The sequence below is a fragment of the Enterobacter cloacae complex sp. 302F9 genome (genome assembly GCF_050030335.1).
Taxonomy (GTDB): domain Bacteria; phylum Pseudomonadota; class Gammaproteobacteria; order Enterobacterales; family Enterobacteriaceae; genus Enterobacter; species Enterobacter hormaechei_C.
Genome location: NZ_JBLGUC010000001.1, coordinates 858,785 through 874,459 on the forward strand (window position 1 = coordinate 858,785; position 15,675 = coordinate 874,459).

At 55.8% G+C, this 15,675-nt stretch carries 10 protein-coding genes; 9 read left to right on the plus strand and 1 reads right to left on the minus strand.

The features are described 5' to 3' along the window. The first annotated feature begins 61 nt into the window (after positions 1-61). From mrcB to fhuB, 9 genes are all read left to right on the plus strand, one after another. Complete coding sequence (mrcB, locus tag ACQG0T_RS04065) at positions 62-2,587, plus strand: bifunctional glycosyl transferase/transpeptidase (RefSeq protein ID WP_015572709.1); 2,526 nt, start codon at positions 62-64, stop codon at positions 2,585-2,587. Between the two features lie 272 nt (positions 2,588-2,859). After that, entirely contained in the window at positions 2,860-3,468 is a 609-nt protein-coding gene (locus tag ACQG0T_RS04070) for a fimbrial protein (protein ID WP_015572710.1), read from the plus strand. Between the two features lie 43 nt (positions 3,469-3,511). Further along, positions 3,512-4,225 carry a fimbrial biogenesis chaperone gene (locus tag ACQG0T_RS04075; RefSeq protein WP_271040559.1) on the plus strand — a complete coding sequence of 238 codons (714 nt, stop codon included), beginning with the start codon at positions 3,512-3,514 and terminating at the stop codon, positions 4,223-4,225. A 20-nt stretch (positions 4,226-4,245) separates the two neighbouring features. Beyond that, the gene (locus tag ACQG0T_RS04080; RefSeq protein ID WP_032103213.1) at positions 4,246-6,723 is read left to right on the plus strand and encodes a fimbria/pilus outer membrane usher protein; all 2,478 of its coding nucleotides are present in this window, start codon (positions 4,246-4,248) and stop codon (positions 6,721-6,723) included. A gap of 44 nt (positions 6,724-6,767) precedes the next feature. After that, on the plus strand, positions 6,768-7,715 hold the full coding sequence (locus ACQG0T_RS04085) for a fimbrial protein (RefSeq protein ID WP_223826492.1): 948 nt from the start codon (positions 6,768-6,770) through the stop codon (positions 7,713-7,715). A 204-nt stretch (positions 7,716-7,919) separates the two neighbouring features. Next, a complete protein-coding gene (gene fhuA, locus ACQG0T_RS04090; protein WP_271040560.1) occupies positions 7,920-10,130 on the plus strand; it encodes a ferrichrome porin FhuA in 2,211 nt (736 codons plus the stop codon). A 50-nt stretch (positions 10,131-10,180) separates the two neighbouring features. Beyond that, on the plus strand, positions 10,181-10,978 hold the full coding sequence (fhuC, locus tag ACQG0T_RS04095; protein ID WP_032103217.1) for a Fe3+-hydroxamate ABC transporter ATP-binding protein FhuC: 798 nt from the start codon (positions 10,181-10,183) through the stop codon (positions 10,976-10,978). Further along, positions 10,978-11,868 carry a Fe(3+)-hydroxamate ABC transporter substrate-binding protein FhuD gene (fhuD, locus tag ACQG0T_RS04100; protein WP_003856240.1) on the plus strand — a complete coding sequence of 297 codons (891 nt, stop codon included), beginning with the start codon at positions 10,978-10,980 and terminating at the stop codon, positions 11,866-11,868. The genes fhuC and fhuD overlap by 1 nt, the downstream gene beginning before the upstream one ends. After that, positions 11,865-13,847 carry a Fe(3+)-hydroxamate ABC transporter permease FhuB gene (gene fhuB / locus ACQG0T_RS04105; protein ID WP_032625558.1) on the plus strand — a complete coding sequence of 661 codons (1,983 nt, stop codon included), beginning with the start codon at positions 11,865-11,867 and terminating at the stop codon, positions 13,845-13,847. Before fhuD ends, fhuB begins: the two co-directional genes overlap by 4 nt. A gap of 471 nt (positions 13,848-14,318) precedes the next feature. Here the strand turns inward: fhuB and hemL are convergent, their stop codons facing one another. Next, positions 14,319-15,599, minus strand: a complete 1,281-nt coding sequence (gene hemL / locus ACQG0T_RS04110) for a glutamate-1-semialdehyde 2,1-aminomutase (protein WP_058685967.1) — start codon at positions 15,597-15,599, stop codon at positions 14,319-14,321. Positions 15,600-15,675: the final 76 nt, after the last annotated feature.

Consider the following 15,675-nt stretch of genomic DNA (forward strand, 5'->3'; position numbering starts at 1 on the left):
CACTGACCTGTGCAAGATAAGAAAATCTGGCCTTTGCGCCTGAATGTTGCGGAGAAAAAGCATGGCGGGGAATGACCGCGAGCCAATAGGACGTAAGGGAAAGCCGACGCGTCCGGCGAAAGAAAAGGTAAGCCGTCGTCGCCTCAGAGATGAGGAGTATGACGATGACTATGAAGACGATTATGAGGATGAAGAACCGATGCCACGTAAAGGGAAAGGCAAAGGGCGTAAGCCTCGTGGTAAGCGCGGCTGGTTCTGGTTGCTGCTGAAGCTGTTCATTGTTTTTGTTGTCCTGATCGCGATTTACGGCGTTTATCTGGATCAGAAGATCCGCAGCCGTATCGACGGGAAAGTCTGGCAATTGCCTGCGGCAGTGTACGGTCGCATGGTGAACCTTGAGCCGGACATGTCCATCAGCAAGAACGAGATGGTGAAGCTGCTGCAAGCCACGCAGTATCGTCAGGTCACGAAAATGACCCGTCCGGGTGAATTTACCGTCCAGGCGAAAAGCATTGAGATGATCCGCCGTCCGTTCGACTTCCCGGACAGTAAAGAAGGGCAGGTGCGCGCGCGTCTGACCTTTGACGGCGATCGTCTGGAAACCATTGAGAACATGGATAACGATCGCCAGTTCGGTTTCTTCCGTCTCGATCCGCGCCTCATCACCATGCTGTCGTCCGCAAACGGCGAACAGCGCCTGTTCGTGGCGCGTAATGGCTTCCCGGATCTGCTGGTAGATACCCTGCTGGCAACCGAAGACCGCCACTTCTACGAGCACGACGGTATTAGCCTTTACTCCATTGGTCGTGCGGTACTGGCGAACCTGACCGCCGGGCGTACGGTGCAGGGGGCGAGTACCCTGACCCAGCAGCTGGTGAAAAACCTGTTCCTCTCCAGCGAACGCTCTTACTGGCGTAAAGCCAATGAAGCGTACATGGCCGTGCTGATGGATGCACGCTACAGCAAGGATCGTATTCTTGAGCTGTACATGAACGAGGTGTACCTCGGTCAGAGCGGTGACAACGAGATCCGCGGCTTCCCGCTGGCGAGCCTGTACTACTTTGGTCGTCCGGTAGAAGAGCTGAGCCTTGACCAGCAGGCACTGCTGGTGGGCATGGTGAAAGGCGCGTCGATCTACAACCCGTGGCGTAACCCGAAACTGGCGCTGGAGCGTCGTAACCTGGTGCTGCGTCTGCTGCAACAACAGCAGGTGATTGACCAGGAGCTGTACGACATGCTGAGCGCGCGTCCGCTGGGCGTTCAGCCGCGTGGTGGGGTGATTTCTCCGCAGCCAGCCTTTATGCAGATGGTGCGTCAGGAGTTGCAGTCTAAGCTCGGGGATAAAGTGAAAGATCTCTCCGGCGTGAAGATCTTTACCACCTTTGACTCCGTGGCACAGGACGCCGCAGAAAAAGCGGCGGTAGAAGGTATTCCGGCGCTGAAAAAGCAGCGTAAGCTGAGCGATCTGGAAACCGCGATGGTAGTGGTTGACCGTAACACCGGCGAAGTTCGTGCCATGGTGGGCGGTGCTGAGCCGCAGTTTGCGGGCTATAACCGTGCCATGCAGGCGCGTCGTTCAATTGGTTCACTGGCAAAACCGGCGACCTATCTGACCGCGCTGAGCCAGCCGAATCTTTATCGCCTGAATACCTGGATTGCCGATGCGCCAATTTCCCTGCGCCAGCCTAACGGCCAGGTTTGGTCACCGCAGAACGATGACAGACAGTTCAGCGGCCAGGTCATGCTGGTGGATGCGTTAACCCGCTCGATGAACGTGCCAACGGTTAACCTCGGAATGGCGCTGGGCCTGCCGGCCATTACCGACACCTGGCAGAAGCTGGGGGTACCGAAAGATCAGCTGCACCCGGTGCCAGCGATGATTCTGGGGGCGCTTAACCTGACGCCAATCGAAGTGGCGCAGGCGTTCCAGACCATCGCCAGCGGCGGTAACCGTGCTCCGCTTTCCGCTCTGCGTTCGGTGATTGCCGAAGATGGCTCCGTGCTGTATCAGAGCTTCCCGCAGGCTGAGCGCGCAGTTCCGGCGCAGGCGGCCTATATGACGCTGTGGACCATGCAGCAGGTTGTCCAGCGCGGTACCGGCCGTCAGCTGGGAGCGAAGTATCCGGGCCTGCATCTGGCGGGTAAAACCGGGACCACCAACAACAACGTCGATACCTGGTTCGCCGGTATTGATGGTCGTGAAGTGGTCATCACCTGGGTGGGGCGCGATAACAACCAGCCGACCAAACTGTATGGCGCGAGCGGTGCGATGTCGATTTACCAGCGCTACCTGGCCAACCAGTCTCCGGTGCCGCTGAACCTGGTTGCCCCGGAAGATATCGTTGATATGGGCGTGGACGCATCGGGCAACTTTATCTGCGGTGGCGGGATGCGTACGCTGCCGGTCTGGACGACTAACCCGGATGCGCTGTGTCAGCAAAGTCAGCCAGAAGAACCGACAGGTAACCCGTTCGATCAGTCTTCTCAACCTCAGCAGCCGCAGCAGCAACAGCCGCAGCAGCAGAATGAGAAGAAAGACAGCGACGGTGTCGCCGGCTGGATCAAGGACATGTTTGGCGGAAACTAATTAGTTTCCTGAATAAAAGGCCGCTTAATGATTAAGCGGCCTTTTTTTATGTTTACATTCATTTATATTTAAAATTATTAAATTTAAAATGTAGAATTATTAATTTTTGCTTTTTTTCATCTAAAACAGAAAGTTGTGTCCGATTATTCGGGTGTTATCATTTTGCGATCTAGACGTGATGAAGAATAATCTGATTAAATCCTCTCCAGAAATTTACTGACCTCACAGGATATTCCTTAGAGGACTTCCCAACATTTTTGTATATATCAAGAATGGATATCTTCATCATCACATATAAGGATATTGTTATGAGTAAATATGTTGTTTCAACGGTGCTGGCCAGCACGCTTATGGCTGCACTCTCTCTGCCGGTATTTGCAGCGAACGATTCTGGTACGGTAAATTTCGCCGGAAAAATTGTGGCGGATACCTGTGAAATTGATGTTGATGGCTCGGGGTCCAATACTTCCACCGTCACATTTGCAGATACTTATCCTTCTGATTTTGGTACTGACGGTCAGGTCGGGACGTCGAAGGCCTTTAAGATTGAAGTGAAAAAATGTGATCCGCTGGTTGCCAAACTGAACCTCAAGTTCAGCGGCACCACAACGGATGCGGAATACAAGCGCCTGAAGAACGATCTTTCCGGCGCTGGCAATGCGACCAACGTTGGCATCATTGTCAGTAATGAAAATGGGACTAAGGGGGACGTGGTTTTCAACGGATCAGAACCGGAAGCCGGTACCGATGTTGCGAACGATGCCACTGGCGCCACAGCATCTGTCTTTAATTACACCGCGAAAGTTATTCAGGTTGGTGATAACAAACCAACAGCAGGTCACTACTCCTCATCTGCAACGTTCGAGGTTGTTTATCGCTAAATCTATTTTGGCAGCCTGAAAGGGCTGCCTTCTGGAACGTAGTATGAATTATTTATTAAAATTGTTAGGTGGATGTTTGATTATCTCTTGCTGTTCAGTACAGGCAAGTGTGGTTCTCGGTGGCACGCGAATTATTTATCCATCGAATAAATCCGAAGTACAAATAGCACTCAAAAATAAAGACCCTCATACTCGATATCTGGTGCAAAGCTGGGTGAGTTACCCCAACGATGCAAAAGCACCTTTCATCATTACGCCGCCTGTCTATAAATTACAGGAAAATCGTCAGACCCTTTTGCACATCATTTTTACCGGCGATAAAAAAAATCTGCCCGCAGATCGCGAATCTTTATTTCTGGCGAATGTGAAATCCGTCTCGGCGTTATCACCTGACTTAAAAGACAAGAATACGCTGCAATTCGCGATGAAAACGCGTCTGAAACTGTTCTGGCGCCCTGCTGATTTGAAAGAAGCCGATGCCCTACAGGCCTATGAAAAAATCACGTTCCTCCGCCAGGGTAACAGGCTCATTGCGAAAAAACCAACGCCGTTTTACGTCTCCTTTGGCGAGCTGGCCGTGGGCGGGAAAAGTGTCCCTGTGACTGACACAAAAACCACGCCGGGGGCGATTTCAATGATGGTCGCACCTTTCAGCGAGCAATATTTTTCTGTGCCTCAATCTGCAAACGGGCCCGTGACGTGGACTGCTATTAGCGATTTCGGCGCGCAAACCTCCCAGCGCAAGCAGGCTCTTTAAACACACAATGCTGGTACCCTATGTCGTCATCTCCACTCTACAAACAGGTTCTGAAGGGAATCGCGTTAGCGCTGCTCGCGATGATCCAGCCTGTGAGTGCAGATGACGAATTTAACCTGCGGATCCTTGAGATGGACACTCCGCTGGAAAACACCTCAACGCTAAAAAATTTCATCAATGATAATGGCTTACTGCCGGGAAACTTTCTGACGACCATTATGTGGGATCGGGATGTTCTGGATAAACGCACGGTGAGTTGGATCTTGTCTGACGATAAGCAGCGCCTGTTACCGGAGCTGACCAAAGCGGATCTGCGTGCATTAGGGGTAAAAGTCGACACGATCCCGGACATGAAAGATCTGGATGATGCGGCGATAATCGATGACATCTCCCATTTTATTGATAATGCCCGCTACGATTACGACCAGGATAATCAGACCCTCAAGCTGGTGATCCCGCAAAAATACCGCGATCAGGCTGCGGCCGGGGCTATCGAGCCGAAATTCTGGGATGACGGTGCTCCCGCCGCCTGGACAAGCTACCAGTTTAGCGGCTCTCAGCAGCACTACCGTTCTGGTGAAACGTCATCTGCATGGCTTGGTCTGGAGTCGGGGATCAACCTCGGGGCGTGGCGGTTGCGTAACAACAGCACCTGGAGTGACAACGCCGGTTGGGATGCAATCGCCAGTACGCTGCAACGTGATATCAAAACCCTGCAAAGCCAGCTTGAGATAGGCCAGACGTACACTAACGGCGAGCTTTTCGACAGCGTCCAAATGACCGGCGTGAAGCTGGAAACGGATACTTCCATGCTGCCCACCAGCCAGCAGGGGTTTGCCCCCGTGGTGCGTGGTATCGCAAATAGCGATGCAAAAGTCACCATCAGGCAAAACGGCTACACCATTTATCAAAGCAACGTCTCTCCGGGACCATTTGAGATCCGCGATTTAAGCCAGGTCACATCCGGCGCGGATCTGGAGGTGACGGTGGAAGAGGCCGACGGCAGCGAACACAGCTTCATCCAGGCCAGCGCATCGGTACCGGTGCTACAGCGGGAAGGGGCATTTAAATATTCGCTGGCGGCAGGGCGTTATCGCGGTAATGAAGGTGAGGACGAGCCCCCTTTTCTGCAAGGGACGGTCATTTACGGCCTGCCTTATGGCGTAACAACATACGCCGGCGCGCTCGTTGCATCGTCGTATCAGGCTATGCTGGCGGGAACAGGGGCCGATCTTGGCCGTTTCGGATCGGCATCCGTGGATGTGACCGCCGCCCGTACGGCTTTTGATGATGGACGAGATGATGCCCGCGGGATGTCATGGCGTGCGCAGTATTCCAGGGATATTCCGGATACAGACACCACCGTGACGCTTGCCAGCTACCGTTATTCCACCTCAGGGTTTTATACCTTTCAGGAAGCTGTCGACCAGCGTGACAGCGAGATTGACGATGGGATTTATACCTATCGGCGAACCAATAATCGGCGCAGCCGCATGCAGGTTAATCTTTCCCAACGCGTTTCGGACTGGGGATCGGCTTACCTTAATGGTTATCAGCAGGATTACTGGAACATGGCGGGACACGAGCGCAGCGTCAGTGCGGGGCTAAGCTCCGGCTGGCGCGGTATAACCTGGTCGGTAAGCTACAGCCTGACGCGTACGCCGGACGCCAATACCGATCGGCAAATGGCGTTGATGGTCAACGTACCTCTTTCACGCTGGCTAGCGAACGCATGGTCAACTTACAGCGCCAACACTGCCAGCGGTGGATTCGTTTCGCATCAGGTAGGGATCGGCGGCACGGCACTTGAGAACAATAACCTCAGCTATAACCTCCAGCAGACCTATGCCAGTCAAGATACTGGCTATGGCGGCAGTGTATCCGGGCGCTACCGGGGATCTGCCGGTGATGTCGGGCTGGGGTATAACTACGGGGGCGATAACCGACAGTGGAACTACAGCGCGCAGGGTTCAATTGTTGCGCATGAACATGGAGTAACCCTGGGGCAATCCGTCCGCGACGCCTTTGCCATTGTCCATATCAAAGATGGCGATAACGTCAAAGTACAGAACGGGCGAGGGATCTACACCGATCGCTTTGGTAACGCGATTGTCCCTTCCCTAACGGCTTACCGGAAAAACGGTATTACGGTCAACACCCAGGATCGTGAAGATATTGAAATTGCCGCCGCTACCCAGGATGTTGTCCCAACAAAAGGTGCGGCCATCTCAGCGAATTTTGATGCACGAGTGGGGAAGCGTGCGCTTATCACGCTGCTTTTCCACGGCAAGCCGGTACCTTTCGGCGCCATTGTCACGCAGGAAAGTGCAACGGCTATCGTCGGTGATGAAGGAGAAGTCTGGCTTACCGGTCTGCATGAAGCGGTTTCCCTGAATGTGCAGTGGGGTGACGGGCGCGATCAACGGTGTGCGTGGGCGGGGGATCTCCCTCCCGGGCGCTCAGCAACTATTTTGAAAATGACGGTAAATTGCCAATGAGGCGTAGCAAAGAACTATTCATCAGCGCAATGGCTGGCCTAATCATGCTGTTTTCAGCTCCGGCATTCGCAACTTGTACATTTACGGGAGGCGGAAGTAGCGGGGGAATTGTTACCTTCAACATTCCCGCTGTCATCCAGCTTGAGCCAGACGTTCAGGTCGGTACCATTATTTATGACGCCAGCGTGGAATCAGGTGAAATTGCGCAAAGATGTGATGGTGATTCCGTTCGGGTACGTAGAGGCTATCTCTCATTGAGTGATGCTGATGCACGTGAAGATGTTTTACCCGGAGTGTATAAAACCAACGTGGCCGGGATTGGCATTCGCGTTGCAGCGTCTACAACCCAGTTCCCCAGCTATACCGAAGAAGACATTATCAGGCCGGAAACTTATCTTGGCACGATCAGAAGCTTTTCAACGAATTACAATTTCCGGGCTACCGCTCAGTTGATCGTTATTGGTGAAGTCGAAGAGGGCGATCTTAATACGTCCCTGTTAACCTCACATGAAACTTACGATAACGACGTGATAGGCGAAATTCGCTTTTCACCAACCAGTGTGCACATCACGACAAACACATGTAACCTGGCGGATAAAAACATCTACGTGCCGCTAGAAACGGTCAATGCGCACGATTTTAACGGTCAGTATTCTGACATCCTGACCGACAGTCGTTTCAGGATTGATATTACGGACTGCGCCGCCGGGACAAAAATTGATTATCAGTTCACCAGTGCAGGGTCGACTGGCGTAACGGATGGCAATATCCTCAACATTGCTACCGGAGACAACGCTGCAAGCGGCGTAGGCATTCAAATCCTCGACAAGAACGATGCGGTGTTACAGTTCGACCAGAGCTACACGGCAATAACCCGTAGCCAGGACAACGTCCCGGTTGAGATCCCACTCAAAGCCCGTTACATCAAAACGGGAGAGGTTAAAGCCGGGAAAGTCGACGCCGTCGCGACTTTCGAACTCTTCTATCGTTAAGCCCTCCGGCCCGTTTCGGCGGGCTTTAGCGATCATTTCGCTAACTTCATTAACCCTCTATTTTCATCTGGTTAATTCTTAAACCCTTAAATCTTGTAGGGCCGCATACTGCTTGCTATGCAGCCAACGTTTCGCATATTATTCTGCGGTCATAATAATAATTCTCGTTTACGTTATCATTCACTTTTCCATCAGAGATCCATCATGGCGCTTTCCAATACTGCTCAGCCAATTAACACGTCGCTGCGTAAAATCGCGGTCGTCGTAGCCACAGCGGTTGCCGGCATGTCTGCTTATGCTCATGCCGCCGAAACCCCGAAAAAAGAAGAAACCATTACTGTTACTGCCGCACCGGCTGCGCAGGAGAGTGCCTGGGGGCCTGCACCGACGATTGCAGCAAAGCGCACTGCAACGGCGACGAAAACCGATACACCGATCGAGAAAACCCCGCAGTCCATTTCCGTGGTCACACGTGAAGAGATGGACATGAAACAGCCGGGGACGGTTAAACAGGCGCTGGCCTACACGCCGAGCGTTTTCGCAACGCGCGGCTCCTCAACGACCTATGATGTGGTTTCGATTCGTGGGTTCACCACCTCCAGCACCGTGAATACCAACCAGTATCTGGATGGTATGAAGCTGCAAGGGGATAACTACTCTGAAGCGTCGATGGACCCATACTTCCTGGAGCGCGTAGAGCTGCTGCGAGGCCCGACGTCCGTACTGTATGGCAAAAGCCACCCTGGCGGCGTAGTGAGTATGGTCAGCAAGCGTCCAACCACGGAACCGTTAAAAGAAATTCAGTTCAAAATGGGGACGGATAACCTGTGGCAGACTGGGTTTGACTTCAGCGACGCGATTGATGATAACGGCGTGTGGTCCTACCGTCTGACCGGCCTGGGACGCAGTGAAAATGCGCAGCAGGAGATGGTGAAGTCTACTCGTTACGCGATTGCGCCGTCTTTCAGCTGGCGTCCTGATGATAAAACCGATTTCACTTTCCTGAGCAACTTCCAGAGCGATCCGGATGCGGGTTACTACGGCTGGCTGCCGCGTGAAGGTACCGTTGTGCCTTACTATGATGCTAACGGAAAGGCGCACAAACTGCCGACCGATTTCAACGAAGGCGATGAAGACAATAAGATCTCCCGTCGTCAGAAAATGGTGGGTTACAGCTTCGCGCATGAATTCAACGACACCTTCACCGTGCGTCAGAATCTGCGTTATACCAAAATCAATACGCTTTACCGTTCAGTTTACGGTAATGGCTATATCGCTCCGGCCCAAATCAGCCGTGCGTACGTGCGCTCAGATGAAGACCTCAACTCGTTCACGGTTGATACACAGCTCCAGTCGAAATTCGCGACCGGTGCCGTTGACCATACGCTGCTGACGGGGGTGGATTACCTTCGTATGCGCAATGATATTGATGCTGACTACGGTACCGCCGATCCGATCAGCATGAACAATCCGCAGCACGGCAATGCGAACGTCAATGTGAACTTCCCGTATGCCATGCTCAATCGCCAGGAGCAGACCGGGCTCTATGCGCAGGATCAGGCGGAATGGGATAAGTGGGTACTCACCATGGGTGGCCGCTATGACTTTGCAAAAACGTCTGCCTTTAACCGTAATAACGGGACCACCGCGGAAATTAACGATCAGGCATTTACCTGGCGCGGGGGGATTAACTACCTGTTCGACAACGGGATTACCCCATACTTCAGCTACAGTGAATCCTTTGAACCGCTCTCTGGCACCACCCAGGGCGGCAAACCGTTCGATCCGGCGCGCGGCAAGCAGTATGAAGCGGGCGTGAAGTATGTTCCGAAAGATCTGCCTGTTGTGGTGACGGCCGCGGTATACCAGCTGACCAAGAACAACAACCTGACCGCCGATCCGGCGAACCCGACCAGCGGCTTTAGCGTGCAGGGCGGTGAAATTCGCTCCCGTGGCTTTGAGCTGGAAGCGAAAGCGGCGGTGTCGGCTAACGTGAACGTAACGGCGGCCTACAGCTACACCGATGCGGAATATACCCATGATACCTGGTATGAAGGTCGTCGTCCGGCAGAAGTACCGCGCAACATGGCATCCCTGTGGGCGGATTACACCTTCCACGAGACGGCGCTGAGTGGCCTGAACGTCGGTGCGGGCGCGCGTTACATCGGTAACACGGTGACGTACTACTCCTCAGCGTCGCCTAAAGCCTATGAGTCCTTTAACGTCGCGGGTTATGCCCTGGCGGATGCGACCGTGAAATACGATCTGGCGCGCTTTGGTCTGCCGGGATCTTCCGTCGGTGTCAACGTGAACAACATCTTTGACCGTGAATACGTCTCCAGCTGCTACAGCGAGTATGCATGCTACTGGGGAGCAGGACGCCAGGTTGTTGCCACCGCGACCTTCCGCTTCTAACCTCTTTATGGGCACGGTTCGCCGTGCCCTTTTTATTTAAGTTGGCTGACATGCAGGATAATAAAACGCAATCCGACTCCACCTTCACGCTTAACAATCTCTCCTTTCGCGTACCCGGGCGCACCTTGCTGCATCCGCTCTCTTTGACGTTTCCCGCAGGTAAAGTGACCGGTTTAATCGGGCACAATGGTTCCGGTAAATCGACGCTGCTGAAGATGCTGGGTCGTCATCAGCCGCCGTCCGAGGGCGACATATTGCTGGATGACCAGCCGCTGGGGAGCTGGAGCAGTAAGGCCTTTGCCCGCAAGGTGGCCTATCTGCCGCAGCAGTTGCCGCAGGCGGAGGGGATGACGGTGCGCGAGCTGGTGGCGATTGGACGTTATCCGTGGCACGGTGCGCTCGGGCGTTTTGGCGTCGCTGACAGAGAGAAAGTGGAAGAGGCGATCGCGCTGGTTGGGTTAAAACCGCTGGCGCATCGTCTGGTGGATAGCCTGTCCGGTGGCGAGCGTCAGCGCGCATGGATCGCGATGCTGGTGGCGCAGGACAGCCGCTGCCTGCTGCTCGACGAACCCACTTCGGCGCTGGATATTGCTCATCAGGTTGACGTCCTGGCGCTGGTGCATCGCTTAAGTCAGCAGCGCGGCCTGACGGTGATTGCCGTTCTGCATGATATCAACATGGCGGCACGCTATTGCGACTACCTGGTAGCGCTGCGCGGCGGTGAAATGATCGCTCAGGGTACGCCTGCCGAACTGATGCGCAGCGAAACGCTGGAACATATCTACGGTATTCCTATGGGCATCCTGTCTCACCCAGCCGGTGCTGCACCCGTGAGCTTTGTCTACTGATGCTGGATTCAACATTCATTAGCCGCCGTCGCCTGCTGACGGCCATGGCGCTCTCACCGCTGCTGTTAAAGATGGGCCCGGCCCGCGCTGCCGCTATCGATCCGCACCGCATCGTGGCGCTGGAGTGGTTGCCCGTCGAACTGATGATGGCGCTTGGCGTGACGCCTTACGGCGTGGCCGATATTCCCAACTACACCCTGTGGGTGAATGAGCCAAAACTGCCGGACTCCGTCATCGACATTGGCCTGCGTACGGAGCCGAACCTTGAGCTTCTCACCCAGATGAAACCGTCTTATTTATTCTGGTCTGCGGGGTATGGCCCGTCGGAAGAGACCATGGCGAAGATTGCGCCCGGACGGGGCTTTTCCTTTAGCGACGGCAAAAAGCCGCTGACCATGGCAAAAAATTCCATCCACGAGATGGCGCAGTTCCTCAACCGTGAGGCTCAGGCGAAAAAACATCTCGATGAATTTGATGCGCTGATTGATTCCCTCAAGCCGCGCTTTGCCCACCGTGGCGATCGGCCTTTGCTGATGGTAACCCTGCTGGATGCCCGCCATATGCTGGTCTTTGGAAATAACTGTCTGTTCCAGGAAGTGCTCGACAGCTTTGGCATTCGCAATGCCTGGGAAGGCGAGATGACATTCTGGGGCAGTACCGCCGTGGGGATTGACCGTCTGGCGGCGTTTCGTGATGTGGACGTGCTGTGCTTCGATCATGGGAACGAGCGCGAAATGCAAACTCTGATGGCGACCCCGCTCTGGCAGGCAATGCCGTTCGTCCGCGAGCAGCGCTTCCTGCGCGCGCCAGCGGTATGGTTCTACGGCGCGACGCTGTCGGCAATGCATTTTGCCCGCGTGCTGGACAATGCACTGGGAGGCAAGGCATGAGCACGCGGATGGCCCGTTTCCCGATGTTACTGTTAGCGCTCATTTTTCTGGCTGCCCTGGCGTTAACCGGATTTAACCTGACCACGGCGTTACCGCGCGATCAATGGGCAGCCGCGTTTGCCGCACCGGATATCGATAATATTCAGCAAATGCTGTTCCACTACAGCCTGCTGCCGCGTCTGGCTATCTCCCTGCTGGTCGGGGCGGGACTGGGACTGGTGGGCGTACTGTTTCAGCAGGTGCTGCGTAATCCGCTGGCAGAGCCGACCACGCTGGGCGTGGCGACGGGGGCTCAGCTGGGGATCACCATCACCACTCTCTGGACCCTGCCGGGAGCGTTAACCTCGCAGTTTGCCGCGCTGGCAGGCGCATGTGTGGTCGGTGCGCTGGTCTTTGGCGTGGCCTGGGGAAAACGTCTCTCGCCGGTCACGCTGATCCTCGCGGGGCTGGTCGTCAGCCTCTACTGTGGGGCGATCAACCAGCTGCTGGTGCTGTTTCACCACGACCAGCTGCAAAGCATGTTTATGTGGAGTACCGGCACGCTCACCCAGACCGACTGGAGTATCGTCCAGCGCCTGTGGCCGCAGCTGTTCGGCGGCGTGGTGCTGACGCTGCTGCTGCTGCGTCCGCTGACGCTGATGGGCCTCGATGACGGCGTGGCGCGCAATCTGGGGCTGGCGCTGTCGCTGGCGCGTCTGGCGGCCCTGACCCTGGCGATTGTGCTGAGCGCGTTACTGGTTAACGCCGTCGGCATCATCGGGTTTATCGGCCTGTTTGCGCCGTTGCTGGCAAAAATGCTCGGCGCGCGCCGTCTGCTGGCGCGTCTGATGCTGGCTCCGCTGATTGGCGCGCTGATCCTCTGGCTTTCCGATCAACTCATTCTCTGGCTGGCGCGCGTCTGGATGGAAGTTTCCACGGGCTCGGTGACGGCTCTGATCGGCGCGCCGCTGCTGCTGTGGCTGTTGCCGCGCCTGCGCAGCATTAGCGCCCCGGCAATGGATGCCGGCGATAAAGTACATGCCGAACGTCAGTCGGTGGTGTGGTTCAGCCTTGCCGGGCTGGCGGTGCTGGTTATCGCCTCGTTTGCCGCACTCTCGCTGGGACGCGACGCCACGGGCTGGCACTGGGCGACGGGGGATTTGCTGCATGAACTCATGCAGTGGCGCTGGCCGCGGATCTTCTCCGCGCTGATTGCGGGCGTCATGCTGGCGGTGGCGGGCTGTATTATCCAGCGTCTCACCGGCAACCCGATGGCAAGCCCGGAAGTATTAGGGATCAGCTCCGGGGCCGCGTTTGGCGTAGTGTTAATGTTGTTCCTCGTGCCGGGAAATGCGTTCGGCTGGCTGATGCCTGCCGGGAGTATCGGCGCGGCAGTCACGCTGATGATTATCCTGATCGCCTCCGGGCGAGGGGGGTTCTCACCTCACCGCATGCTGCTGGCCGGGATGGCGCTCAGCACCGCGTTTACTATGCTGCTGATGATGTTGCAGGCGAGCGGCGATCCGCGCATGGCGCAGATCCTGACCTGGATTTCCGGTTCAACGTACAACGCTACCGGCAGTCAGGTGGTGCATACCGGGATTGTGATGATCGTACTGCTGGCGATTGTGCCGCTGTGCCGTCGCTGGATGACCATTCTGCCGCTGGGTGGGGATACCGCCCGCGCGGTCGGGGTGGCGCTGACGCCAACGCGTATCGCCCTGTTGCTGCTGGCCGCGTGCCTGACGGCGACGGCCACCATGACTATCGGCCCGCTCAGTTTTGTCGGATTAATGGCGCCGCATATCGCCCGTATGATGGGCTTCCGCAGGACTTTGCCGCATATCGTGATCTCTGCGCTGACGGGCGGAGCGATCCTGGTCTTTGCTGACTGGTGCGGAAGGATGGTGCTGTTCCCGTATCAGATCCCGGCGGGCCTGCTGTCGACCTTTATCGGCGCGCCGTACTTTATATATCTGTTGAGAAAGCAGAGTCGGTAATAAAAGTAAACGGCAATCCTTAGATTGCCGTTTACTTTTTTGCTCCCTCTCCCTGTGGGAGAGGGCTGGGGTGAGGGGGAACATACGGCTCTGGTGGTCATTCCGTTCACTTTATGTTCCTTGCTACTTTGTCACGACATGAGCGGTGAACGTGCCAGGGTGGCTCAGTCGCCACCACCCTGGCGACCCGGGCTTCCGGCGGAAAATCGCCGCTTCGCGGTACCTTCGGCTTATTCCTTCCGGCTTATCGGGTACGGGCGGAGGAAACGTCCCTGTAAAGCCCGCCCTCTCGGCGCATCCCTGCGCCTCGCCCCGGCCTACAGGAAACGCCTCAGCGATTTACAGCCGGACCGAGGCATCGCTGAAAGCCCTCAGTTATTCTGAGGCAATGTTATCGCTTTTGCTTTCAAATTACTGGGGAACCCTCTGCCTGTGGGAGAGGGTTGGGGTGAGGGCATCAAGCCGCACATTTTACAGCTTCGCAAACACCTTACGCGCTGCGTCGATGGTGTTATTGATATCTTCTTTGCTGTGTGCCACGGACATAAAGCCCGCTTCAAACGCTGACGGGGCCAGATACACGCCTTCTTCAAGCATCAGGTGGAAGAAGCGTTTGAAGCGTTCCACGTCGCATTTCACCACGTCCTGATAGCAGGTCACGGTTTTCGCATCGGTGAAGAAAATCCCGAACATCCCGCCGACGTGGTTTACCACCAGCGGAATACCCGCGTCTTCTGCGGCTTCCAGCAGGCCGTTTGCCAGCTGCGTCGTCCGGTCCGTCAGGGTTTCGTGGATACCCGGCTGCGCCACTTCGGTCAGACAGGCAAAGCCCGCCGCCATCGCAATCGGGTTACCGGAGAGCGTACCCGCCTGGTAAACCGGACCGGTTGGCGCCAGCGCGTCCATCACGTCCTTACGGCCGCCAAACGCGCCGACAGGCATGCCGCCGCCAATGATTTTGCCGAGGCAGGTCAGATCCGGCTCTACGCCGTAGTATGACTGCGCTCCCGCCAGCGCGACGCGGAAACCGGTCATCACTTCGTCGATGATCAGCAGCGCGCCGAACTCATCGCACAGTGCGCGCAGGCCCGGCAGGAAATCCGGCTGCGGTGGAATACAGTTCATGTTGCCCGCCACCGGTTCAACGATGATGCAGGCGATCTCCTGCGGATACTGCTCGAACGCGGCGCGAACGGTGTTCAGATCGTTATAGGTGCAGGTCAGCGTGTGTTTCGCGAAATCAGCCGGCACCCCCGGGGAGTTCGGTTGACCGAGCGTCAGCGCGCCGGAACCGGCTTTTACCAGCAGGCAGTCGGCGTGGCCGTGATAACAACCTTCGAACTTGATGATCTTGTCACGACCGGTAAAACCGCGCGCCAGACGAATAGCGCTCATGGTCGCTTCGGTACCGGAGTTCACCATACGCACCATGTCCATCGTTGGCACCAGCTCGGTGACCAGCTCCGCCATTTTGACTTCCATCTCGGTTGGCGCGCCGAAGCTCAGGCCGCGCTGAGCGGCTTCAATCACCGCGTTGCGGATCGCCGGGTGGTTGTGCCCCAGTACCATCGGGCCCCAGGAGCCGACGTAATCGACATAGGCTTTACCATCCACATCATACAGATATGCCCCATCCGCACGTTCGATAAATAGCGGGGTGCCACCCACGCCGGTAAAGGCGCGCACGGGTGAATTCACGCCGCCTGGGATAAGCTCGCGGGCTGCGCTGTAGAGGTTTTCAGACTTGCTCATGGCGTCGTTCCTGGTTCGTAGAAATAAGTTAAGGCAACTATTCTAAGTGATTCGGAAGAGGTTATAAAATTTTTGC

What these genes read in the sequence shown, in the direction of transcription:
- ACQG0T_RS04070 (WP_015572710.1), top strand. Translation starts at nt 2,860, where the DNA reads ATGGATATCTTCATCATCACATATAAGGATATTGTTATGAGTAAATAT.
- ACQG0T_RS04080 (WP_032103213.1), top strand. Translation starts at nt 4,246, where the DNA reads ATGTCGTCATCTCCACTCTACAAACAGGTTCTGAAGGGAATCGCGTTA.
- hemL (WP_058685967.1), bottom strand. Translation starts at nt 15,599, where the DNA reads ATGAGCAAGTCTGAAAACCTCTACAGCGCAGCCCGCGAGCTTATCCCA.
- fhuB (WP_032625558.1), top strand. Translation starts at nt 11,865, where the DNA reads ATGAGCACGCGGATGGCCCGTTTCCCGATGTTACTGTTAGCGCTCATT.
- fhuA (WP_271040560.1), top strand. Translation starts at nt 7,920, where the DNA reads ATGGCGCTTTCCAATACTGCTCAGCCAATTAACACGTCGCTGCGTAAA.
- mrcB (WP_015572709.1), top strand. Translation starts at nt 62, where the DNA reads ATGGCGGGGAATGACCGCGAGCCAATAGGACGTAAGGGAAAGCCGACG.
- fhuD (WP_003856240.1), top strand. Translation starts at nt 10,978, where the DNA reads ATGCTGGATTCAACATTCATTAGCCGCCGTCGCCTGCTGACGGCCATG.
- fhuC (WP_032103217.1), top strand. Translation starts at nt 10,181, where the DNA reads ATGCAGGATAATAAAACGCAATCCGACTCCACCTTCACGCTTAACAAT.
- ACQG0T_RS04085 (WP_223826492.1), top strand. Translation starts at nt 6,768, where the DNA reads ATGCTGTTTTCAGCTCCGGCATTCGCAACTTGTACATTTACGGGAGGC.
- ACQG0T_RS04075 (WP_271040559.1), top strand. Translation starts at nt 3,512, where the DNA reads ATGAATTATTTATTAAAATTGTTAGGTGGATGTTTGATTATCTCTTGC.